We start from the raw sequence: 21,947 nt of genomic DNA, 5'->3' as shown, positions 1-21,947 counted from the left end.
CGCGCAATCGAGAAGTGGATCGGGAAAAGATACGGCGAATGTGGAAAACAGGTTCAAGCGGCTAATGCGGCGAATTGAAGCCATAGCTGCCTGAAATCATGGCCGCCGTCGCGTGGCAGTTCAGGCGGTATTTCCGGCGTCGACGGTCAATACCGCACCGGTGATGTTGCGGCCGCCCTCACCCAACAGGTACTCCACCATGCTGGCCACGTCGTCCGTTTCCGGCAAACGGCGCAGCGCGCTGCGTCCGGCGATGCGTTGACGCTGCTCCACGCCCAGACTGTGCGTCAATTCCGTATCGATAAAGCCGGGCGCGATCGCATTCACGGTGATGCCGAGCTTGCCGACTTCGCGCGCCAGCGAACGGGTGAAGCCCGTGGCCGCCGCCTTGGTCGCGCCATAGACCGACAGGCCGTTATAGCCTGTCGAGGCGATAATCGAGGACATGTTGATGACGCGGCCACCGGCGCCATCCGCCATCATGTGGCGTACGACATATTTTGTCAAAATGACCGGCGACAGTACATTGAGGCGCACCAGCGCCTCGATCTCGCTGTTGTGCATGGTGGCGAGCAGGCCCTCGGTGCCGATGCCGGCATTATTGACGAGGCCGTAGATCGCGCCGAACTCGTCACGCACGCCTTTCACAAAAGCAGGAATACCGTCGACATCGCTGAGGTCGACAGCGCGGAAATGAATGCGGCCGCCGCCGTTCGTGGCGTCGGCGATGGCGTCGCGCAGTTCGTCGCTCTCGCGCCGCGCGACCGCGATCACGTTATAGCCCGAGTTCGCGAGCCTTTGCGCGATCGCAAGTCCAATGCCGCGGCTGCCGCCTGTCACCAGAACATTATGCATCTGAGCGTGCGAGCTTTCCGGCCGCCGTAATGTCGAGCTTGTCGACGAACTTGATCATGGCAGGCACCTTATGGGGTGCGAGGCTTGCCTTGCAATCGGCGATGATGCGGCTTTTGATCTCGTCGCCCCGGCTTGCGTCGGTCGCCTCGGTGAGAACCACATCGGCAACAACGATCGCGCCGGTGATCGGGCTCTTGCGCGCCTTGACGCGCGACATGCGCACCTCGGCATGCCGGTTGATCACCGCCTCGATCTCCTCGGGGTGAACCTTCAAGCCGCCGATATTGATGATGCCGCCGCGCCGGCCGACGAAGTGATAGCGATCGCCGCGGAGTTCGACCATGTCGCCGGTATCGACGAATCCTTCGTCATCGGTCAGCGCGCTCGCGCGGTGCCCGACGTAAGCATGCGCGGCGCGCCGCGAACGAATGTGAAGGCATCCATCCACGACCTTCATCTCGACGCCGTCGCGGGTTCCGACGATGCTGGCCGGAAAACCCTCCAGGCCGTCATTGACGGCAAAACCGACGCCAGCCTCGGTCGATGCATAGGCGTGACCGATCGAAGCTGACGGGAATGCCTGGTGCAGGCCGTCAAGAACCGCCTGATCGGCAATTTCGCCGGACAGGCGGACATATTTCGGTGAGAAGGCCGAGGCCGCACCGCTCATCAGGAGTTTGCGCCAGTGCGAGGGCGTGCCCGAGATATGCGTGATGCCCATTTTGTTCAGGCGCGCGACGTGATCCGCAAGCGGCTCGCCGGGCTCGGACAAGACGAGCGAACCACCGCCGATGACGGCGCGCAGGAAAATCTGCAACCCGCCATAGCGGCGGATGTCATAGAACGTCGCCCAGATCGGCCGGTTGCCCTTGGCCGGGGCATCGGCAGCAATCGCGCCGGTCAGGCCTTCGAGCGTATGGCCGACGATCTTCGGCATCCCCAGGGTCCCGGAGGTCAGCATCAGCCATTCGGTCGCGCGCTCGGTCTGCGTGCGAGGGGCGGCGGCGAGGTCCCCGCTGGCGATCACGACCAATGCAAGTCCCGCCGCCGCAAAGCGATCCGGCTGATCGGTGACGACGGCGTCAATCTCGGCATCTTCGATGATGGCCTGGAGGTGGTCGGCCTTGAGATCCGGCGGGCACAGCAGCATGCGCTGCGCAATGCCGTCGACCTCGAGCATGACGAGGGCCGCGAAGAATTGATTGGATGTCGCGACCAATACCGAGCGGCCCGACAGTTCCGCAAGCCGGCCCTTCAGGCAGGTTTGACCGGCAATATCCGTCAGCGAAGCCGAATGCCGAGCATCCGATAACGTGCGGCCGGTCAGGCCGGGATCGAGGTAGTCACGCAGCGCGGAGGTTTCACGCGGGAACATTTTCATAGGCCCTGATGAAGTCGCCTATCGTGAGAGGGAAGCTCGCATCCTCCGATATGGTAAACGGATCGATGCCAAGGTCGTCTTCCAGACGCGCTACCAGGATCGCGAAGGCGAGCGAATCGAAGCCGGTCTCGTGCAGCGACAGATTATCTTCCAGCGGCGGAAGGGTGACCTTCTGCTCGGCCGCGATCTGCTCGATCGCCGAAATAATCTTTAACCTTACCGACATGGACTGCTCCGCATTCTCATAAAATTTTGAAAGTCCATGATAGAGCGAAAACGTGAACTTCGAGCGATCTTTCGCCTCCATTGGTAAACATCATGCCTGCCGCCAAGCCGCGGTTCCGCGAGATACTGGAAAGCGACATTGAGGCGATCGCCGATCTCCTGACAAGAGGCTTCGTGCATCGCAGCCGCGACTATTGGATGTTTGGCCTGCGCCGGCAGAGCGTGCGCGCGTTGCCGGGCGATGCACCGCGTTTCGGATATCTGATGGAGAATGACGGCAAGCCGGTCGGCTGCTTGCTGCTGATCTATTCGACCAGGATGATCGAGGGCGCAGCGACGATCTGCTGCAACGTCTCGAGCTGGTATGTCGATCCTGAGTTCCGCAACTACGCGGCGCTGTTTGCCTCGATGACGCAGAAGCGCAAGGACGTGACCTACTTCAATATCACGCCAGCCGCGCCGACATGGCCGATCCTTGAGGCGCAAGGCTTCCGGGCGTATTGCCGCGGCCTCTGTTTCTCGCTTCCATTCTTGTCACGCCAAGGGCGCGGCATGCGCGTCGAGGCGGTGACGCCCGATACGACGTCCATGCCCGGCCTGTCGGACGACGAACTGGCGATGCTCAAGCGCCATGCCGGTTACGGCTGTCTCAGCCTCGTCTGCCGCACGGCGCAGGAAACTGTCCCGTTCGTCTTCTTTCCCCTGCGCAAGCGCCGCGGCATCATTCCCCTGCCCGCGCTGCAGCTCGGATTTTGCCGCGAGATTTCCGACTTCGTCAGATGCGCTGGCGCGATCGGACGCTATCTGCTCTGGCGGGGCCAGCCGATCGCTATCCTCGACGCCAACGGACCGATCGCAGGACTTGTCGGCATCTACAGCGAGGCGCGCGGCCGCAAATATTTCAGGGGACCGCAACGACCAAGGCTTGGCGATCTCGCAGATACCGAGCTTGCCATTTTCGGCATGTGAGTGATGCACAAGCCCGCAACGAAGCTGCCTATAGCCTGATCGCGCCCTCCAGCAGCCGCGCATGCTGATCCGGATCGAGCGGCACGAAGCTTCCAGACTTCGGATCGCGGAAGAACAGCGGATCGGCGACCTTTGATGGATCGAAGCCGGCGCGGATCAATTCCTGCTTCTTCTGCTTGAAGGTTTCGGTGCTGTCGAGCACAGCACTCAAGCGAATGAAAACCGGACAGGCGTAAGCCGGCAGCCTTCGCGAGAGATGGTCGCCGAATTCGGCGAAATCGAAGCTGCCGTCGGTCACGAGAGCAGCCATGCCGGCGCGGCCATCCGTACCAGGAACGAGAACGCCATAGGTCACGGCGTCGATGACGCCGGGACATTGGAGAATGGCTTCGTTGACCTCTGATGTTGCGACGTTCTCGCCCTTCCAGCGGAAGGTGTCGCCGAGGCGATCGACGAAATGAAAGAAGCCGCCGTCGTCGATCTTCATCAGATCGCCGGTGCGAAACCAGGCATCGCCCTTGGCAAAGACGTCGCGCAGGATCTTCTTTTCGGTTTCGGCCGCGTTGGTATAGCCCTCGAAGCGGCCACCCGCCTCATCCGCCGTGCCGATCCGCCCGACCGCCTCGCCGGCTTCTCCGATCCCACATGCCACGCAAAGGCCGTCAGCATTGCGGAGCGGCACGGACGTTTCCGGATCGATGCGAACGATCGACGCCGGGAAACGATGTGCGAGAAGCGGCGGAATGCGGCCGATCGCGCCGGGCTTTCCCTCGACATTGTAGAGCGAGAAATTGCCTTCGGTCGCCGCATAGAACTCAAGAATGTGCGGGATCCCAAACCGCGTCTGAAAGCCTTCCCAGACATCGCCGCGCAGGCCGTTGCCGCACGCCAGCCGCAGCCGATGCCGCGTCTCGAATTCCGATGCGGGCGCTTTGAGAAGATAACGGCAGAGTTCGCCGATATACTGGAACAGGGTGCAGTCCCAGCGGGCGACGTCACGCCAGAACGTGCCGGCGGAAAACTTGTCTGCGATCACGACCGACGCTCCCGCCGCCAGCATGCTGCATGGCGCGACCACGCCGCCGACACTGTGGAATAGCGGCAGGCAGTCGAACAGCCGGTCGTCGGGCGAAGCATCCGTCAGTCCGGCGAACCAGCCGCCCCAGTTCAAAATACGACGGTGGCTGATGCTGGCGGCCTTCGGCAGGCCGGTCGTACCTGAAGTATAGATCAACAGCGCACGGTCGCCGATCGTCACATCGCGCCGTTCGCTGGAGGTCAGGGGAGACGCATCGAGGCCGCTCAACGCCGCCTTGATGTTGGCATCAGCCGCATCGCTACCATGCCACCAGATCTTCGGCGCCCGCTTCAAGCGGGGCTCAACCTCGCGGAATGCACCCGCCAGATATTGTCCCACGATGACGTGGCTGGCGTCGGCGACGTCGATGCAATGGGCAAGCGATGACCCGACCAGCTTGGTGTTGATGAGCGCCGCAACGGCGCCGACCCGACTGAGACCGAGCCATGCGGCGAGATAGTCGGGCTGCCCCGGCAGGAAGAGACAGACGGTCTCGCCTTTGCCGATGCCTTGCGAAATCGCCCAGCGCGCATAGCGGTTGATCCGCGCGTTCAGGTCTTGATAGCTGAACGTCTCCTGGTCCGACATGAGAGCCGGGCGATCCGGCTGGCGCGCGGCCCACTCTTCGACGAGATCGGCGAACAACGCATGCGGGCTGGCCTCGATGCGAGCGGTGCGCTCGATCGCTTTCAACCAGCTCTTGGCGGCGGATGGCTTGCCACGCGGCCGCGCGGCGGCTTCGGGCGGGTCAACCATCGCTCGCTCGGTGAGGCCTTCGTTCATTGCTGGTTACTTGGTTCGTGTGGTCGCTATCGATAACTGCCTTCGCCTGACCAGATGTTAACCGGCGGGGTCAAGCGGTGCATCCTGTTTCGAGGCGAACACGTCCCGTCCACCTTGCGCGGAACTGCATCGCCGCGGTCATGCTTCTAGTGCCCACTTTCCGAAGTTCGTGCTCCATCGCAGCGCCCACTTTCACGAACTTCGGAAAGTCATGGGCTACTCACAAACCTATTGATTCTAGTACCGCTTTATCGATCTGAAGTCCCTGATCGAATTCGCCGCTTGTGGTGCAGGGACTTCAGATCGGCGGTACTAGCCGCGGGCCCGAACCGATACCAGCACCTATCTCGCGCGGACGACCAGCTTTTCCTCGGCGAAGAACTGGAGCGCGCCGTAGCCCTCCATATCCACCGCATAACGAAAGTTGCCGTCCGTCGTGGGGAAGATTGCAATGACGACGCCGTCCTGATGGTCGTCGGCCGCCTTCTCAACCCGTTCGCCAATCGCAAATTTTGACATCGCCCGTTCCTTTTCGGGAATCTTGTCGGCGATTCTCGCTCACACTGGTTAACGGTTCTTAAGCAAATCGACTGCTCAGCAGGCTCTTGTCTATTTCAGGGTTATCAAATTGTGCCGGTGGATCCGATAAGCCCTTATGGACGTGAATGAATTTTCCAACGACGATGAAAGCCGCGCAGGACTACCCCCCGATTCTTACGGTGTGGAACGCGGTCCGCTTTTAGGTGTGGCCGGCAACGGAAGGCCGCATTATCCTGATCGTCGTCGACGATGCGACATCGGGATCACATGATCAGACGCACGGCGCCCTGGGATGCCCGCTCGACGATCTCACGATCGGCGCATGTGCTTGAGCGGATCGGGCTCGCATTGACGGGCGGCTCGTGCGGCGTGTTCGTCGCCGCTCATATCGCGCGGGCGGACATCGATCTGATCGGCTCGACCGCCGCGGTCTTCGCCATGATGATCTACGGCGCCGCCGGCTTCTATCTCGGCATCGATTTGCCGCACCTGCCGCCCGACCATCAGATGCACCTGCCGCTTCGCCACGGGCTCGGTACCAGGGCGGACGCTGTCGAACTGCTCAGCGCGGCGGGAACGTTTCTCGCCGCAGTAGCCGCCGTGATCTCCGTGTCCAGCATCATTCTCGATGAAGTCGCGCATCCCGTGTCTGCGCTCCTGATCTGTCTGGCATGGGCGGCCGGCGCAACCTTGCAGATCGCGGCGGGAGTTATCGCGCGAAAGAAAGCAAGTGCCGCAAACGCATCCTGATGAGGGCGCGCTTCGGCTTGCATCTGCACAAGGCCAACGGTGCCGCATCTTCATGCCAGCGAACCCGCGCGGCGGTCCGGCCGTAACCGGGCCGCCGCTGCACCGTCCCATCGCTTTTATTCGATCATGGAGCGGGCAAAACGGGTGGAATCGAAAGATCAGTTTGCGGCCGGGTTGAAATCGGGATCGATGCCGCCGGGCCGCGACCGGTCGAATTTGCCGTCGCCGCCCAAGTCGCCATAAGCGCCCACGCGCGGCGCAACGAACTGCGGTCCCTGCACCTCATTATAGGTGTTGCGGTAATGCCGGAGCGCGTGAACCGGCTTCCGTGCAGTGGCCCCATCAACCTCCTGGGCAAGGACGGGGCTCGAGACGCCCGCGGTCACGAACGCGATGATGCCAAGTGTTCTCATATTCATTTGGATTTTCCATTTGTGGTGAACCTCTCCTCGCGCGGTGTCTTACCGGCGTGCACCGCAACTGGCGAAACACATTGCAGCGCAAACGATTCAAACGGGCGTGAGTCAGCGTCACGACCGACTCCGCATTTCGTGAATAGGTACGAACATCAAGGAGACAGAGAGCGGGATGTTTCTGCGATCCAGCGCCCTGTCATCGGTTTGCTTTGGACAAGCTTCCGGGCGGCGCGACCCGAACCCCTTGCAGAGCCGATGTCTCAATGGTGCGATTCAGCAATGAACTCGTTCAACGGCGGCGGCGATAGAATCTGGCGGAAAATCGTGCGGAGCCTGGCAACTGACGGTATCGCTCGCCTTCGTAAGAACAACGATCGTTTCGTACGACCTACCAGCCATGTGACCGGCGGCTACCGGTGCGATGCCTGTTCAGAACGGTGGCCGTGCCCCATGTCCATCTTCTGCATCATCTCGTCATGCGTGGGCGCACTCTCAACCAGAGCCTTGTATTGTTCTGCCGTAAGCTCGGGCATTTTCCGCAAGAACGCCACTACATCCCAGAGAAGCTCGTCGTCGTGGGTCACGCCCCAGGCCGGCATGCCCGTCATCTTGATGCCGTGCTTGACGACCCAAAATTCCTCGGCAGGCGTGAGGGCACTTCCGCGCCTGAGTTCGGGTGCTCTCGGATAAAGACCGCGGCTGACCTCAGTCCGCTTGATGCCGGGAGCAAGATGGCAACCGCTGCACATCTCCGCATACTGGCCGGCGCCTGAAGCGATGCGTTTAGCCTCGCCCAGATCATTTGGAACGTCATCATGCGCCCGCGCCGCGATCGAATATTGCCGGACCTTCTGCAACAGCCAGTACACCGGCTGGCTATGCGGCGTATCGGCGGCAATGTCATAGACGCCGCCATAGATGACGACCGAAGCCGCGCCAAGACACGCGATAAGGACAGCGACGATGCATGCAGCAGCGACGATAGGCCATGGCCGCTTTCCGGCTCTGAGTTCAAACGACCGATTCATACTTCACCCGACTTTTTGTGAAAACGGTTGGTAGTGGGGGCGGAAGACGCCTGCGCGCCAAATTCGGCTACTTCTCAATGGCGTCCATGGCATTGTCCATATGCGCCATACAGGCCTTCATGTCCTTTTTTTGCATCGCGTCTTGAGCCGCTTCCATTTCCTTCGTGGCTGTCGTTTTCGATTTGCCATCGGGCATCGCCTGCACATCGGCCTTCATCGCATTGAGGCTGGAATCTCTGCATTCCATCTGATGTCCCTCGTGGGCGAAGCCGACAGTGGGTGGCGCGCAAAGATTGATCGCCAGGCCGACAGCGGCGGGGACGATCAAACGAGCAAGAAAGCTGTGGGTAGCCATGAATGTCTCCTTGTCATTTTTCGCTGATGCGACGGCGCGTTGACGCGCCGGACGGCCATCATTTCTTTTCGATATGCGTCACGAGATAGCCGCCGCTGTCATCGGATGTTTAAGCGTGATTTTGAACGTCTTGTGTCGTTTCACATCTTCATGCCTTTCATCGATCCGCCTTTGGATTTTGGAGTCTCCGTCGTTGGTGACTGGCGCTCTGGCTCGGCTGCCGGCGCCTCGACGAGATGAGCCACGGTGCCTTCCGGGTTCTTGTACGGACCGGGATCGCTGTAATCGTCGCGCGCGAGCCCCTCACGAATCTTCATCACCGTGAACATGCCGCCCATTTCGATCGGTCCGAATTGACCAGAGCCCGACATCATCATCAGCGTGTTGTCCGGCATCGGCATCTCCATGTCGCCCATCGCCATGCCGGTTTGTCCCATCACCATCGCGTCCGGTGCGAGCTTTCCGATCGCCTTGGCAAGATCCTTCTTCGAGACACCGATCATGTTGCGCATGTCGTGTCCCATCGAATTCATCGCGTGATGGGTCTTGTGGCAGTGGAACGCCCAATCACCAGGATTGTCAGCGACGACGTCGAACGCACGGACCGCGCCGACCGGCACGTCGATCGTGACCTCCGGCCACTGCGCGCTTTCCGGAACCCATCCGCCGTCGGTGCAGCTCACCGCAAAGCTATGTCCGTGAAGGTGAATCGGATGATTGGTCATCGTCAGGTTGCCCATCCGCACCCGCACCTTGTCGCCAAGGCGCACCGGCAAGGGGTCGATCCCGGGGAAAACCCGGCTGTTCCACGTCCACATGTTGAAATCGGTCATCTCATTGACCTTCGGCAGGTAAGTGCCGGGATCGACAAGATAGGTGCTCATGATGAAGACGAAGTCGCGGTCGACCGGCCGAAACGAAAGATCGCGCGGGTGCACGATGAACATGCCCATCATGCCCATCGCCATCTGCACCATTTCGTCCGAATGCGGGTGGTACATGAACGTCCCGCTCTTCTTCAGCTCGAACTCATACACGAAGGTCTGGCCCGGCTTGATGTGCGGTTGAGTCAATCCGCCAACGCCATCCATTCCGTTCGGCAGCAGCATGCCGTGCCAGTGGACCGTCGTATGCTCGGGCAGCCTGTTGGTGACGAAAATGCGCACCCTGTCGCCCTCGACCGCTTCGATGGTCGGTCCCGGCGCCTGTCCGTTATAGCCCCACAGATTGACCTTCATGCCGGGCGCGAATTCCCGCACCACCGGCTCGGCGACCAGATGAAATTCCTTCCAGTCGCCGTTCATCCGCCAGGGCAGCGTCCAACCATTGACGGTGACGACCGGCCGATAGTCCGGGCCGCTGGAGGGATGCAGAGGTGGCTGCATCACGGCCTTGTCCATCGTCGGCGCTTCCGGAATGGCTGCCGCCTGCACGCGCCCCACGACGGCGCCCGCGCTTAAAAGCGCGGCCGTTCCCATGATTTGTCTGCGTGAGAACATGCTGTTTCCTCCTCTCAATGACTGGTCGACGACGCCAACGCGCCCGTACCAGCATTTGAAATCGCCAGGGCGTCGTTGCCCGATGCGCCGCCATTGACGACGGCCTGAAGGTCCGACTGCGCCTTCCAGAAGCTGCGCTTGGCCTCGATCGCCGCGCGCTGGGACGCAATTTGCTGCCGGGCCTCTGCCAGCAGCGCAAACACGTCGACCTGCATGCTGTTGAAGCGAAGCTGCATCTCGTTGCTGATGATCTTGCGCAGCGGCAAGACTTCGCGTTGATATTGTCCGGCGATATCATAGGCCGATCGATAGATCCGATAGGCGTCCCGTGCCTGCGAGCGCACATTGACGGCTTTCTCGGTCAGGCGGTTGAACGCGGCGTTGTAGGTCTCTGCCGCTTGCCGGACGCGTACTTCGCCGCCGTCGAACAACGGAATTTGAAACTGCAGATCGAAGCCCCGTTCGCGGAACGGCTGCGTGTCCGGATCGCGCGTCTTGCGATCGATGCCGGCGATATCCAGCATTGTGACGAAGCGAGTCGCTTCAGTTAGATGCAGCGCTTTCGCCAGAGCGTCCAGTTCCATCCGGGCGATTTGCAGATCGATCCGGTGACCGACCGCATCGGCCTCGATGAAAGGCTGGGTCGCCGGCCGCCGCGGCAAAGCCGGCAGATGGTCCGGAAGACGAAAATCAAGATCGCTTCCCCACAGGCCGAGCAGCCGCGAAAGCCTTTCGCGGGCGCTCGACGCTTGCTGGCGCGCCGACGCCAGGTCCGTCGTCGTCTCCGCGTAGAACACCTGCTCGCGCGCCTGATCGAGCTTGTTCATCGACCCGGTCTCACCGAGTTTTTTGGCAAGCTGGGCGGTCGATTCAGCCGTCGCCTGCGCGTCGGCCAGCAATGCAGCGAGTTCGCGGCCTCCGACGGAGGCATAGTAGGCTTTGCGCACTTCCGCCGCGAGTTGCAGCGTCGCCAATGCCCCGCGCAACTGGGCTTGCCGGAAGCGTTCACGCGCAATCTCCGTCCGGAACGGCAGTGTGGCCAGCGCCAGGATATCGCCGACCACCTGGCGCTCGGTTTCGAGCGCGGCATCTCCGGCGATGTGCGAGAGGGAAAAAGTTGGATTGGGCGGCAGGCTGTCACCAATCGCGTCCGCCTCGGCCAAGGCCAGTTCGTTGTATGCGGCCTGCAAGCCCTTGTTGTTCAAGAGCGCAATCTGGACGGCACTCTCCACCGTCAAGGATCGTCGGAGCAAAGCATGCACGCGTGCGTCGATTTGCACGGCGTCATCGGCCGTTCGTACGAATGCGACATCTTTCCTGAGCGTTTGCTGGCTCAGATCGGCAACCACACCCATGCCGTGATCCGGCGCGAAGGACGCGCAGCCAGCCAGCAAGGCCGTGCCGAACACGACCGTCACTGAACGCGCAATATTCGAATGTTTCCACATCGCGCGCTCCTATTGGCTGGATTTCGGTGGAGGCGCGACTGCGTCGTTTTGCGGACGCCATGGCGCCGGCTCCGCCGGCCGCATGCTGCGGTAGGACACTGTCGCTGAGCGGTATGAAACCGGTGCTACAGGAGCGGCGGCGTTTGCGGGATCGGCCTTTGCGGCAGGCCCAGGCGGCGCCGCGCAACCCGACAACAGGATGGCAACGATCATTGCGGCCGCAGCCGCGCCCGAATGGAATGCGAAGCGCCCGGCGCACGTCCGAAGGACGGCGGCCAGCCTCGCGTCAATGTGCGAAAACATGCCTCACCCCTGATCTGTCGATGGATCGCGGACGCGCATGCGCTTCGTCGCGCACGGCGCCACGTCATACCGCAGATCAGGCGATGGGGGGACGATAATGGCGGGCAGGGCCCTGACCGCTTACGGCTTGGAAAGCCTCCGGCGGACAGATCGACAAAGGCCCGGAAGGCACAAAGTCTTTGATTGCCGACACCGGCAGGCCGCTGATGCAGAGCATCGCACAGCACGGACCCTGCGAAGCCTTGCCGCCGTGGTCATGCGATTGATGATCGGAAGTCATGTTGGCTTCGTGATGGTGGGAGACATGGTGATGACTGTCGTGATGCATATGCATCACGGGCACCATGTGATCGTCGTCGAAGCAGGGCGCCGCAATCTGATTGCCACCGATCGCATAGGCAAGACTCGGACCGAGAACGCAAAGCAGGTAAGCGAGGGCAACTATCAGCCCCGCTCGACAGCGCTTTGTCCGGGTCAACAGCGTGAACATTCCTGGTCCAGAGTCGTCGATAACCGCAGCAGGATAGGGATAAATATGCGCCCCGCCAAGTGGAACTTGGCGAGAAAGGATTGAAGTGACCCGCGCAAAACATCAGTTCGAGCGTTAGCCCGCGCAGGACGCAATCATGCGCGAAGTATTGGCGCACGAGATCACGAGATTCAGAAAACAGCGGTGATTTTGGGGCAACGGACCGACCTCGGAAAGCAAAAACCCAACTATCATTGAGATGGCTGGGTTTTCGCGGTCGAATTTGGTTGCGGGCATGCGCAACACCCGGTTTTTGCAATTGGCAGCCAAATTAGCGTGGCCGATGGGGTCTGTGACAACTGCGCCCCGAAGAGAGACACGGCGCTTACCCCTGACTGATATCAACAGAGGTAAACCAACGCTGTGATCTCAACCTACCTTGGCTTAATTCCGTAGGCCGCTAGGAATGCTTCAACAGAAGCGTCGGCATGACGGTCGAGTTTAGCTTTTGATAGCGGATTGCTGTTCCCGGTGAACATGGCCTCGTTCATTGGAATCCAGAGCAGCATCCCAAAAAAATGGCTGGCCGCTATATGAGGGTCGGTAGCCTTCATGAGACCTCGATTTGTTAGTCTTTCAAAGCAAGACGCCATCGTGTCCAACATGCGTTCGAACCCATCCTTGTACCAATTTCGACCGAGCTGCGGCATGCGGTCTGCGTTCGCGATGATCAGCCGCCGTAGCTTCAATAACTCCTCGTTCATCAACATTGTCGTCAGACGCCGGGCAAGCTGCCGTAAGTTACCTTCCACGAACTCCGCGTCAGCAAGCAACGTTGTCACGCTCTCGATAACATCATTGGCTTGCGTCGCCGTCGATCGAACAACTTCGTTGAAAAGCGTTTCCTTGTCCGCGAAGTGTTTGTAGACGGTCTGCTTGGAAACGCTCGCCTTGGCTGCGACCTCGTCCATGCTTGTTCCGTCGTAGCCCTTGCTGAGAAAGGTCACCGAGGCCGCTTGGAGGATTTGACACGTCTTTCGCGCTGACCTCGTCTCACCTTTTCTCATATTGTTTCCTGTATTGGTACTAGACGGTTCCGTTCCCATATGGTAGCCGTTTTTATAGTACTATACCGTCTAGTACCAGTCAATTAAGCCGAGGAGTATGAGCCAGTGACCAAGATGATATTCGTGAACCTGCCAGTCCGAAACCTAGATCGATCAACTGCTTTTTATCAGGCTATTGGGGGAACCAAGAATCCGCAGTTCTCGGATGAAACCGCATCATCCATGGTGTTTTCCGAAGCGATCCATGTGATGTTGCTCACGCACGATAAGTATAGGATGTTTACACAACGTCCGATTGCCGACGCTCACGAAAAGAGCGCGGCCCTCCTTGCACTCACTGTCGAGGAACGCACTGACGTTGATGTGATCGTTGATCGCGCCGCCGCTGCGGGAGGTGTTGCCGATCCCAATCCGAAGCAGGATCACGGCTTTATGTATGGCCGCAGCTTCGAGGACCCGGACGGGAATGTTTGGGAATTGATCTGGATGGCACCGGCGCCGGGCGCTTGAGTTGCCGCTGCGATCATGGCGGCCAGAAGCAAGCCATCGCGACGTTCGCGACACGATGACGGTCTTTGGGCGCGTGGCGACACGGCCCAAAAACAAGAAAGCCGCCTGGTAGGCGGCTTTCTAAAAACCTCTTTAAGTCAGAGGGTTATTTGGTTGCGGGGATAGGATTTGAACCTATGACCTTCAGGTTATGAGCCTGACGAGCTACCGGGCTGCTCCACCCCGCGATAAACCTTTGCGCCTTGTCACAAAAGCCGAAACGGCTGGGTCAACGCCCGAGGGCGCCGCTTCCGTCCAGAGGCTTCCTGAGAAGGTAACCCTCGGCCTCGAAGGCCGTGAGGTCGCGGGCGGTATGTACCAACGCCCGTCCGCTTTGGAAAGGGCCGCCAGCCCAATTTTTATGGATTTTGTGACAGCGAAATCCGCCAAATCGCAAGTTTCGTCACCAAATCTGACCGAAAGGCGCACCGCCTCGGACGTTTTGGCCGGCGGCCCAAGCGCGATAGCGGACGTACGGGAGTCGCCCGATGTGAGGGCAATTCAGCAGCATCGTGCCGTCGGGATCGGGTTCATTGCCGGTGCGCGGCTGCGCAATCCGCCTGCGGACAAAGCGAACCCCTTGCCAGATTTTCCGCAAAAGCCCAGCCTTCCTCCAAAAACACACAGGGGCGGGAGGCAGACGTGGACATGGAAAGTTTCGATTTTGTCGTCGTGGGTGGCGGCTCTGGCGGTTGCGCCGTAGCAAGCCGGCTATCGGAGGACCCCTCGACGTCGGTTGCATTGCTCGAGGCCGGCGGCGCCGACGACAATTGGGTGGTGACCACGCCCGGCGCGATGATCCTGCAAATCGCCGGCAAGACCAACAACTGGGCGTTCAACACCGTGCCGCAGGCCGGCCTCAACGGCCGCATCGGCTATCAACCGCGCGGCAAGGGTCTCGGCGGCTCTTCGGCGATCAATGCCATGGTCTACATCCGCGGCAACAAAGCCGATTATGACGGCTGGGCCGAGCTCGGTAACGCGGGCTGGTCCCACGCGGACGTGCTGCCCTATTTCAAGCGTTCCGAAGACAATTCCGAACTCGACGGCCCCTATCACGGCAAGGGTGGCCCACTGCACGTGACGGGATTGCGAAGCGACAACCCGGTCCGTGAAATCTATCTGCAGGCCGCACAAGAGGCGCAGTTCCGCATCCGCGACGATTTCAACGGCGCAGAGCAGGAAGGTCTCGGCACCTACCAGGTGACGCAGAAGAACGGCGAGCGCTGGAGCGCGGCGCGCGGCTACATCCACCCCTTCATGAAGAGCCGCGCCAATCTGCGCGTGGTCACCGGGGCGCATGCCACCCGCATCCTGTTCGAAGGCAAACGCGCGGTTGGCGTCGAGTACCAGCAGAACAAGGAGCTCAAACGAATTCGCGCCGGCCGCGAGGTGATTCTATCTTCCGGCGCATTCCAGAGCCCGCAACTGCTGATGCTCTCGGGCGTCGGCGATGCGGCGGCGCTCGCCAAGCACGGCATTGCCTCCGTGCATCATCTGCCCGGCGTCGGACAGAACCTGCAGGACCATCCGGACTTCGTGTTCGGCTTCACGTCGGACGCGCCCTATTTCACCGGGCTTTCGTTCGGTGGCATTGGACGGATCATCAAGGGAATCGCGCAATATCGGAAAGAGCGGCGCGGACCGATGACATCGAACGTCGCCGAGTGCGGTGGCTTCCTCAAGACACGACCAGACCTCGATCTGCCCGACATCCAGCTTCACTTCTGCATGGCAATGGTCGCCGATCACGGCCGCAAGCCGCGGTGGGGCACAGGCTTTTCCTGTCATGTCTGCATGCTGCGCCCGAAAAGCCGCGGCAGCGTCTGGCTACAAAGCGCCGACCCGTCGGCAGCGCCGGCGATCGATCCGAATTTCTTCGGCGATGAAAGCGACCTCGACACGATGGTGGCGGGCTTCAGGACCACAAGACGCCTGCTGGAGGCGCCGGCGCTGAAGGCGCTGCAAAAGACCGACGCCGTCACGGCGCGCATCGAGACCGACGCGCAAATTCGCGACGTTCTGCGCAACAATGTCGACACCGTCTATCACCCGGTCGGCACCTGCAAGATGGGCACTGACGATCCGCTCGCGGTGGTCGACCCGAAACTCCGCGTCTTTGGCCTCGAGGGGCTGCGCGTGGTCGATGCTTCGATCATGCCGACCTTGATCGGCGGCAACACCAACGCGCCGACCATCATGATCGGCGAAAAGGCCGCCGACATGATCAAGGCGGAGATGAGGGCGAGCTGAGTGCGATCAATGCCGGCAGTCGTGCCCGCGAAAAGCGGGGACCCATAACCACTGCCGTTTGGCGTTGCGTTGAGCGGTGGCCGCAGCTTGCTTCAACAAGCAACATCGGTGGCTATGGGTCCCGGATCGTCGCTCGCACTGGACAACGCTGCGCGTTGCCAGGAGCTCGCTTGTCCGGGATGACGAGGAATTCACGTCAGCAGGAAGCCGCCATCCACGGTCACCACGCTGCCTGTCATGTAGCGCGAGGCCGATGAAACGAGCAGCATGATCGCGCCATCGAGATCGGATTCGTCGCCGACACGACGTTGCGGAATCCGCCTGGTCAGCTTTTCGCCGCCCGGCGTCGACCAGAAATCGTGGTTGATCTCGGTGTCGATATAACCCGGCGCGATCGCATTGACGCGGATGCGGCTCCCCGCAAGCTCCAGCGCCATCGCCTTCGTTGCCTGCACGATCCCGGCTTTCGAAATCGTGTACGGCGAGAGAAACTTCATCACGCCGAAGCCGAGCACGGAAGCAACGTTGACGATGTTGCCCTCCTGCTTGCGCGCGATCATCCGCCGCGCCATCTCGGTCGCCACAAAGTAAGCGCCCTTGAGGTTGGCGCCGATCACGGCGTCCCAGTCGGCTTCGGTCTGCTCGATTGCGAGTTTCTCGATCGCGATCCCGGCATTATTGACCAGCACGGTGACGGGGCCGAGCGCGGCTTCCGCCGCGTCGAGCCCCGCAACGATCGAGGCCTGGCTGGTGACGTCCATCGCAACCGCGGCCGCGCGACCGCCCCTCGCCCTGATCTCCTCTTCGAGGCTCTTCAGCTTGCCGGTCTGCCGCGCCGCCAGCGCCACAGCGGCGCCATGCGCGGAAAGCACGCGCGCAAATTGCCGCCCGAGCCCCTGCGAGGCGCCGGTGACAAGAATGGTTTCTTTACTGACGTCGAATAGACCGGACACGGCGAACTCCGAAGCTCAAATGCCCCAATTGTTACAGACGATTTTCGATATCGCAAACCGAATTCGTTCACCAAGGTCTCGCTCTAGTGCGGCGAATTTGAAGTTCCTATCAGTTTCGCCGTGAGTTCGTTATAGGAACTTCAAATTCAAAGCCGCACTAGCATTACAGTTGCTTTTCCGGACGGCTTCTGAATCCATGGGCAACCATGATTCGGAGATCGTGGGCGCGTGCAGCGTCGATTGAGGAGACGCTTGCGTTGTGGGCGGCGTCGCTTCGGGAAGTTAAGCAGCGGATACGTCCGTTGTTCACGCAAGAACGTGTTGCGACGAATGCAGGCTTGTTTCTTGAAGGTTTGCTCGGGGACGAGCAACGCAAGACAGGTTGGATGCGCGCGGAGGCAGCCGGCGATCCCGGCCCTTGGCGGCAACAAGCGATCCTGGGTCGCAGGGATTGGGACGCTGATGCGTTACGCGATATCGTACGCGACTATGTCATCGAGCATTTGGCGGATGACGACGCAGTGTTGGTGATCGACGAGACCGGCTTTCTCAAGCAAGGCAAAGCGTCATGCGGAGTGGCGCGGCAATACACCGGTTCGGCAGGGAAGATTACGAACTGCCAGATCGGAGTCTTCGCTACCTACGTTTCGCGTCATGGTCATGCGTTCATCGATCGTGCGTTGTACCTTCCGAAGGAATGGACCGACGATCCAGATCGTCTGGAAGCCGCCTATGTGCCTGCCGATGTCGGCTTTGCGACCAAACCAAAGCTTGCGACGAGAATGATCGCACGCACGATAGCCGCGTCTGTACCATTCAGGTGGGTTGCCGGTGATACCGTCTACGGCGTTGGCGACATCGAACAGCAACTACGTCGGGCAGGCAAAGGCTACGTGCTTGGGGTCAGCAGCGCTCATGTGTTTCGATCCTGGGGCAAACGACCGCCGGTCGCCGGCACGGCTGCCGAGATCGCCCGGACCCGGCGCCCGTCCGACTGGAAGCGCCTGTCTGCGGGAGCCGGAACCAAAGGACCGCGGCTGCACGATTGGTGTTATCTCGAATTGGCTGATCTCGAGGCCGGAGAGTTCAACGGCGCAAATGAAGGTCTGTGGACGCGCGGTCTGCTGATCCGTCGTTGCATCGCCGACGGTGACCTCGCCTTCTTCACTACCTGGTGCCCGGCCGGAACATCGATTGAAACGCTGGTCGCGGTCGAAGGCCATCGATGGGCGATCGAGGACAGCTTTGAAACGGCGAAAAACGAGTTCGGGCTTGATCACAACGAGAGCAGATCCTGGCATGGCTGGCACCGTCACGTGTCCTTGGTGATGCTCGCCTTCGCCATGATGGCCGCGATCCGCCACCGCGCCAATCCGCCACCGCCCAAAAAAACGAAACGTCGCCCCCCGGTAAAAGCCAAAGCATTACCACGCCGCCACTGATCCGTTGGTCAATCCAGGAAATCCGCCGCATTGCCATCAGACTCGCTCGAAAGCGGATTCAACCCGCACGCATCATCGCATGGTCTTTCTGGCGTAGAGCTCACCAGGCCGCCGCTCAACGCGCTCACCTCAAAGCAAAAAGACAACTGTAATGCTAGAAACAATAAGTTGCTAGAGCTCCTTTGATTCCGAAGTTCGCATCGGAGGGGCCGCAATAGTTTGCGAACTTCGGAATCGGAGCTCTAGTGCCCACTTTCCGAAGTTCGTGCTCCATCGCAGCACCCACCTTCACGAACTTCGGAAAGTCATGGGCACCAGTAAATATGTTGATTCTAGTACCGCCTTATCGATCTGAAGTCCCTGATCGAATTCGCCGCTTGTGGTGCAGGGACTTCAGATCGGCGGTACTAGCACCGATCGGGAGTGCAGCAGCATGAACGGTTTCGATGCGGCGGTTTGCGCAGGCCTGGTCGTTGCGATGACCATGGGTTTCAACGCCGGGCTCCTGCGCAGTGCCGTTACCATTCTGGCCTATCTGATCGCGATGCCGATCGCGGTGTGGGTGACGTCGCTGGTCACGCACGATGCGGGAGCTTCGACCCTGATGCAAAATCCGCTTCCGTTCTTCGGGACGTTTGTGGTCGCGGGCATCGTGCTCGGAAAACTGATGCGGATGGCCATCGACGATGCCATCGGAACCGGGGCGGGCATCGCTGACCGCCTTGCAGGCGCCGTGCTTGGCGCGGTGCGGGTCGGCCTGATCGCCGCTTCAGTGGTTGTCGTCTTCGATCAACTGGTGCCGGCGGATCGCCAGCCGTCCTATCTCATCGGCTCGCGGCTGCGGCCGATATTTTCGGCCGCCGGACAGATGGGCCTGAAATCCCTGCCGCCGGACATTACAGCCTATGTCGAGCGCCTGAAAAAAGACCGGCGGATTTGAAGCCGCCTTAGGTTCTGCTATGCGTCTGATCGACGGCTCGTCCCTTATCAGGGCGGCCCCGATTGGCTAAACTGGCCGCATATCGAAAATCATCCGGAATAACGGGAGTGAAACAGTGGATCTGGGCATCAAGGGCCGCCGCGCCATCGTCTGCGCATCGAGCAAGGGACTGGGGCGCGCCTGCGCGATCGCGCTCGCCAATGAAGGCGTGCATGTCACGCTGACCGCGCGCGGCGCGGAAGCGCTGAGAAAGACCGCGGATGAAATCCGCAAAAGCAATCCCGCCGTCACCGTGACCGAAATCGTCGGTGACATCACGACGCCAGCAGGACGCGAAGCCGTGCTGAAGGCATGCCGCGAGCCGGACATCCTCATCAACAATGCCGGTGGGCCGCCGCCCGGCGACTTCCGCAACTGGACCCGCGACGACTGGATCAAGGCGATCGACGCCAACATGCTGACCCCGATCGAGCTGATCAAGGCGACGGTGGACGGCATGATGGCGCGCAAGTTCGGCCGCATCGTCAACATCACCTCCGCCGCGGTGAAGGCGCCGATCGACATTCTCGGCCTGTCCAATGGCGCGCGCGCCGGCCTCACCGGCTTCATCGCCGGGCTGTCGCGCAAGACCGTGATCAACAACGTCACCATCAACGGGCTGTTGCCGGGGCCGTTCAACACCGATCGCTTGCGGAGTACCGCGAAGGGGGACGCCGACAAGCGCGGCATCACACCCGATCAGGTCCTGGCCGAGCGTGCGAAACTCAACCCCGCCGGACGCTTCGGCGACCCCGAGGAGTTCGGTGTCGCCTGCGCTTTCCTGTGCGCGGCCAAATCGGGCTTCATCACCGGGCAGAACATTTTGCTCGATGGCGGCGCCTTCCCCGGCACGCTGTAAGCGTTGACGCCGCATGCGCTGGAAGATCGGAAACGTCACCATCACCAAGGTCGTCGAGATCGAGACGGTCGGCCACACGCGCTTCATTTTGCCGCTGGCGGGCCGAGAGGACATCCTGCAATCGCCATGGCTGATCCCGCACTTCGCCACCGAAGACGGCCGTCTGAAAATGTCGATCCACGCGCTCGTGGTGGAAACGCCGACACGGCGGATCGTGGTCGACACCGGGCTTGGCAACGACAAACAGGACCGCACCGTTCCGACCTGGAATAACCGGCAGGGGCCGTTTCTCGACGACCTCACCGCGGCCGGCTTTCCGCCCGACAGCATCGATACCGTGCTGTGCACGCATCTTCATGTCGACCATGTCGGCTGGAATACGCGGCTCGTCGACAGCCAATGGGTGCCGACATTCACCAGGGCGCGTTATGTGTTCGGCGAGAACGAATACGCCTACTGGCGCGACCACAGCACGGAGCCGGACAAAGCGGCGATCTTTCGCGATTCTGTCGCGCCGATCATCGCGGCCGGAAGGGCAGACCTGGTCGCCGGCGATAGCAGGATCTGCGAGGAGATCACCCTGGTCCCGACGCCGGGCCACAGCCCCGGTCATGTCAGCCTTCATATCCGCTCCGCCGGCGAAGAAGGCCTGCTGACCGGCGACGTCGCTCATCACCCCTGCCAGATGGCCCACCTCGACTGGTCATCGACCGCCGATTCCGATCCCCGGCAGTCGGCCCGGACCCGGCGCGAGCTGTTTTCGCGTTTTGCCGATCGGCCGGTGCTCGTCATTGGCGGGCATTTCGACGCCGGCCATATCCAGCGCGACGGCGATGCCTTCAAATTCATCGCGGCGGCGAAATAGCCTCGTTTCGGCCGCCCGAGGGAAGAGGGTCTGCGCCGCACCATGGGCAGTTGAATTTGACCGCGGCCTGTTCCATGAAGCTTCCCAAGCGACAATAACACGTAAGGGAGTAGTGAGACATGAAGCTTGTTCGTTATGGCGAAAAGGGCAAGGAAAAGCCCGGTCTGGTCGATAAATCGGGTCAAATCCGGGACCTTTCGGCGCATATCGCCGACCTCGCCGGAGACGCCTTTTCGCCGGCCTCGCTGAGCAAGATCGCCGCCCTCGACCACACCTCGCTCCCGATGGTCAGCGGCAAGCCGCGGATCGGCGCGGTCGTCGGCGGATCGCCGAAATTCCTCGCCATTGGGCTCAACTATTCCGATCACGCCAATGAGGTCGGCATGCAAATCCCGGCCGAACCCATCGTCTTCATGAAAGCCAATAGCAGCCTGTGCGGCGCCAACGATGCGGTCGAAAAGCCGCGCGGCTCGACCAAGCTCGACTGGGAGGTCGAGATTGCGATCATCATCGGCAGCCGCGCCAAGTACGTCTCCGAGGCCGACGCTCTCAATTACGTCGCCGGCTACAGCGTCTGTAACGACGTCTCCGAGCGATTCTTCCAGATCGAGCGCCTCGGGCAATGGACCAAGGGCAAATCGCACGACACGTTTGGCCCGCTCGGCCCCTGGGTCGTGACCAAGGACGAAATCGCCGACGTGCAGAAGCTGCCGATGTGGGCCGACGTCAACGGCAAGCGCTGCCAGAACGGATCGACCGCGACCATGATCTTCGGCGTCAAGAAGATCGTGTCGTATCTGTCCGAGATCATGACGCTGATGCCGGGCGACGTGATCGCCACCGGCACCCCGCCCGGCGTCGGCATGGGGATGAAGCCGCCG

The 21,947-nt window shown here is 61.0% G+C and carries 22 protein-coding genes and 1 tRNA gene; 9 read left to right on the top strand and 14 right to left on the bottom strand.

All coding sequences use genetic code 11. The features are described 5' to 3' along the window. Positions 1-120: 120 nt before the first annotated feature. Genes M6D32_RS25490 through M6D32_RS25480 form a run of 3 tightly spaced genes read right to left on the bottom strand, consistent with a single transcriptional unit; the run spans position 121 to position 2,462 of the window. Positions 121-855, bottom strand: coding sequence for an SDR family NAD(P)-dependent oxidoreductase (locus M6D32_RS25490; protein WP_298261555.1), 735 nt, complete (start codon positions 853-855; stop codon positions 121-123). Next, positions 848-2,230, bottom strand: coding sequence for a fatty acid--CoA ligase family protein (locus tag M6D32_RS25485; RefSeq protein WP_298261553.1), 1,383 nt, complete (start codon positions 2,228-2,230; stop codon positions 848-850). The genes M6D32_RS25490 and M6D32_RS25485 overlap by 8 nt, the downstream gene beginning before the upstream one ends. Further along, positions 2,217-2,462 (bottom strand): phosphopantetheine-binding protein, encoded by a 246-nt coding sequence (locus M6D32_RS25480; RefSeq protein ID WP_298261551.1) that lies wholly within the window; start codon positions 2,460-2,462, stop codon positions 2,217-2,219. The genes M6D32_RS25485 and M6D32_RS25480 overlap by 14 nt, the downstream gene beginning before the upstream one ends. A gap of 92 nt (positions 2,463-2,554) precedes the next feature. On the opposite strand from M6D32_RS25480, the gene M6D32_RS25475 reads away from it, so the two are divergent. After that, positions 2,555-3,430, top strand: a complete 876-nt coding sequence (locus M6D32_RS25475; protein ID WP_298261550.1) for an acyl-CoA acyltransferase — start codon at positions 2,555-2,557, stop codon at positions 3,428-3,430. Between the two features lie 28 nt (positions 3,431-3,458). Here the strand turns inward: M6D32_RS25475 and M6D32_RS25470 are convergent, their stop codons facing one another. Together M6D32_RS25470 and M6D32_RS25465 are read right to left on the bottom strand one after the other, a co-directional pair. Continuing rightward, positions 3,459-5,291 carry a long-chain-acyl-CoA synthetase gene (locus M6D32_RS25470; protein WP_298261549.1) on the bottom strand — a complete coding sequence of 611 codons (1,833 nt, stop codon included), beginning with the start codon at positions 5,289-5,291 and terminating at the stop codon, positions 3,459-3,461. 342 nt (positions 5,292-5,633) lie between these two features. After that, positions 5,634-5,810, bottom strand: coding sequence for a hypothetical protein (locus tag M6D32_RS25465; RefSeq protein WP_298261547.1), 177 nt, complete (start codon positions 5,808-5,810; stop codon positions 5,634-5,636). A 288-nt stretch (positions 5,811-6,098) separates the two neighbouring features. Here M6D32_RS25465 and M6D32_RS25460 point away from each other — a divergent pair, with 288 nt between their 5' ends. Further along, positions 6,099-6,581 (top strand): hypothetical protein, encoded by a 483-nt coding sequence (locus M6D32_RS25460; protein ID WP_298261545.1) that lies wholly within the window; start codon positions 6,099-6,101, stop codon positions 6,579-6,581. Between the two features lie 158 nt (positions 6,582-6,739). On the opposite strand, the gene M6D32_RS25455 is transcribed toward M6D32_RS25460, so the two are convergent. The 7 genes from M6D32_RS25455 to M6D32_RS25425 form a co-directional block, all read right to left on the bottom strand. Further along, entirely contained in the window at positions 6,740-7,000 is a 261-nt protein-coding gene (locus M6D32_RS25455) for a hypothetical protein (protein WP_298261543.1), read from the bottom strand. A 407-nt stretch (positions 7,001-7,407) separates the two neighbouring features. Continuing rightward, positions 7,408-8,025, bottom strand: a complete 618-nt coding sequence (locus M6D32_RS25450) for a cytochrome c (protein WP_298261541.1) — start codon at positions 8,023-8,025, stop codon at positions 7,408-7,410. Between the two features lie 67 nt (positions 8,026-8,092). After that, on the bottom strand, positions 8,093-8,380 hold the full coding sequence (locus M6D32_RS25445; protein ID WP_298261539.1) for a hypothetical protein: 288 nt from the start codon (positions 8,378-8,380) through the stop codon (positions 8,093-8,095). A gap of 140 nt (positions 8,381-8,520) precedes the next feature. Further along, a complete protein-coding gene (locus M6D32_RS25440) occupies positions 8,521-9,879 on the bottom strand; it encodes a copper oxidase (RefSeq protein ID WP_298261537.1) in 1,359 nt (452 codons plus the stop codon). 14 nt (positions 9,880-9,893) lie between these two features. After that, positions 9,894-11,327 carry a TolC family protein gene (locus M6D32_RS25435; RefSeq protein WP_298261536.1) on the bottom strand — a complete coding sequence of 478 codons (1,434 nt, stop codon included), beginning with the start codon at positions 11,325-11,327 and terminating at the stop codon, positions 9,894-9,896. A gap of 379 nt (positions 11,328-11,706) precedes the next feature. After that, positions 11,707-12,120 (bottom strand): hypothetical protein, encoded by a 414-nt coding sequence (locus M6D32_RS25430; RefSeq protein ID WP_298261534.1) that lies wholly within the window; start codon positions 12,118-12,120, stop codon positions 11,707-11,709. 413 nt (positions 12,121-12,533) lie between these two features. Next, on the bottom strand, positions 12,534-13,166 hold the full coding sequence (locus M6D32_RS25425; protein WP_298261532.1) for a TetR/AcrR family transcriptional regulator: 633 nt from the start codon (positions 13,164-13,166) through the stop codon (positions 12,534-12,536). Between the two features lie 105 nt (positions 13,167-13,271). Between M6D32_RS25425 and M6D32_RS25420 the strand changes: the two genes are divergently transcribed. After that, a complete protein-coding gene (locus M6D32_RS25420) occupies positions 13,272-13,676 on the top strand; it encodes a VOC family protein (protein ID WP_298261530.1) in 405 nt (134 codons plus the stop codon). A 150-nt stretch (positions 13,677-13,826) separates the two neighbouring features. Here the strand turns inward: M6D32_RS25420 and M6D32_RS25415 are convergent. Next, positions 13,827-13,903 (bottom strand) — tRNA-Met (locus M6D32_RS25415). A 460-nt stretch (positions 13,904-14,363) separates the two neighbouring features. Here M6D32_RS25415 and M6D32_RS25410 point away from each other — a divergent pair. Continuing rightward, a complete protein-coding gene (locus M6D32_RS25410) occupies positions 14,364-15,968 on the top strand; it encodes a choline dehydrogenase (RefSeq protein WP_298261571.1) in 1,605 nt (534 codons plus the stop codon). Between the two features lie 191 nt (positions 15,969-16,159). Here M6D32_RS25410 and M6D32_RS25405 read toward each other — a convergent pair whose 3' ends face one another. Continuing rightward, a complete protein-coding gene (locus M6D32_RS25405) occupies positions 16,160-16,921 on the bottom strand; it encodes an SDR family NAD(P)-dependent oxidoreductase (RefSeq protein ID WP_298261528.1) in 762 nt (253 codons plus the stop codon). 206 nt (positions 16,922-17,127) lie between these two features. On the opposite strand from M6D32_RS25405, the gene M6D32_RS25400 reads away from it, so the two are divergent. From M6D32_RS25400 to M6D32_RS25380, 5 genes are all read left to right on the top strand, one after another. After that, positions 17,128-18,363 (top strand): IS701 family transposase, encoded by a 1,236-nt coding sequence (locus M6D32_RS25400; protein ID WP_298261526.1) that lies wholly within the window; start codon positions 17,128-17,130, stop codon positions 18,361-18,363. 433 nt (positions 18,364-18,796) lie between these two features. Then, complete coding sequence (locus M6D32_RS25395; RefSeq protein ID WP_298261524.1) at positions 18,797-19,303, top strand: CvpA family protein; 507 nt, start codon at positions 18,797-18,799, stop codon at positions 19,301-19,303. A 115-nt stretch (positions 19,304-19,418) separates the two neighbouring features. Continuing rightward, positions 19,419-20,201: an SDR family oxidoreductase gene (locus M6D32_RS25390; RefSeq protein WP_298261522.1), complete on the top strand. Its 783-nt coding sequence runs from the start codon at positions 19,419-19,421 to the stop codon at positions 20,199-20,201. Between the two features lie 13 nt (positions 20,202-20,214). Beyond that, positions 20,215-21,066, top strand: coding sequence for an MBL fold metallo-hydrolase (locus M6D32_RS25385; protein WP_298261520.1), 852 nt, complete (start codon positions 20,215-20,217; stop codon positions 21,064-21,066). A 119-nt stretch (positions 21,067-21,185) separates the two neighbouring features. Beyond that, on the top strand, positions 21,186-21,947 hold a 762-nt coding region (locus M6D32_RS25380; RefSeq protein ID WP_298261518.1), incomplete at its 3' end, for a fumarylacetoacetate hydrolase family protein.

This window comes from Bradyrhizobium sp., from assembly GCF_027307225.1.
GTDB lineage: Bacteria > Pseudomonadota > Alphaproteobacteria > Rhizobiales > Xanthobacteraceae > Bradyrhizobium.
Note: the sequence above shows the minus strand (reverse complement) of the source record. Positions and strands in the feature narration are given on the sequence as shown.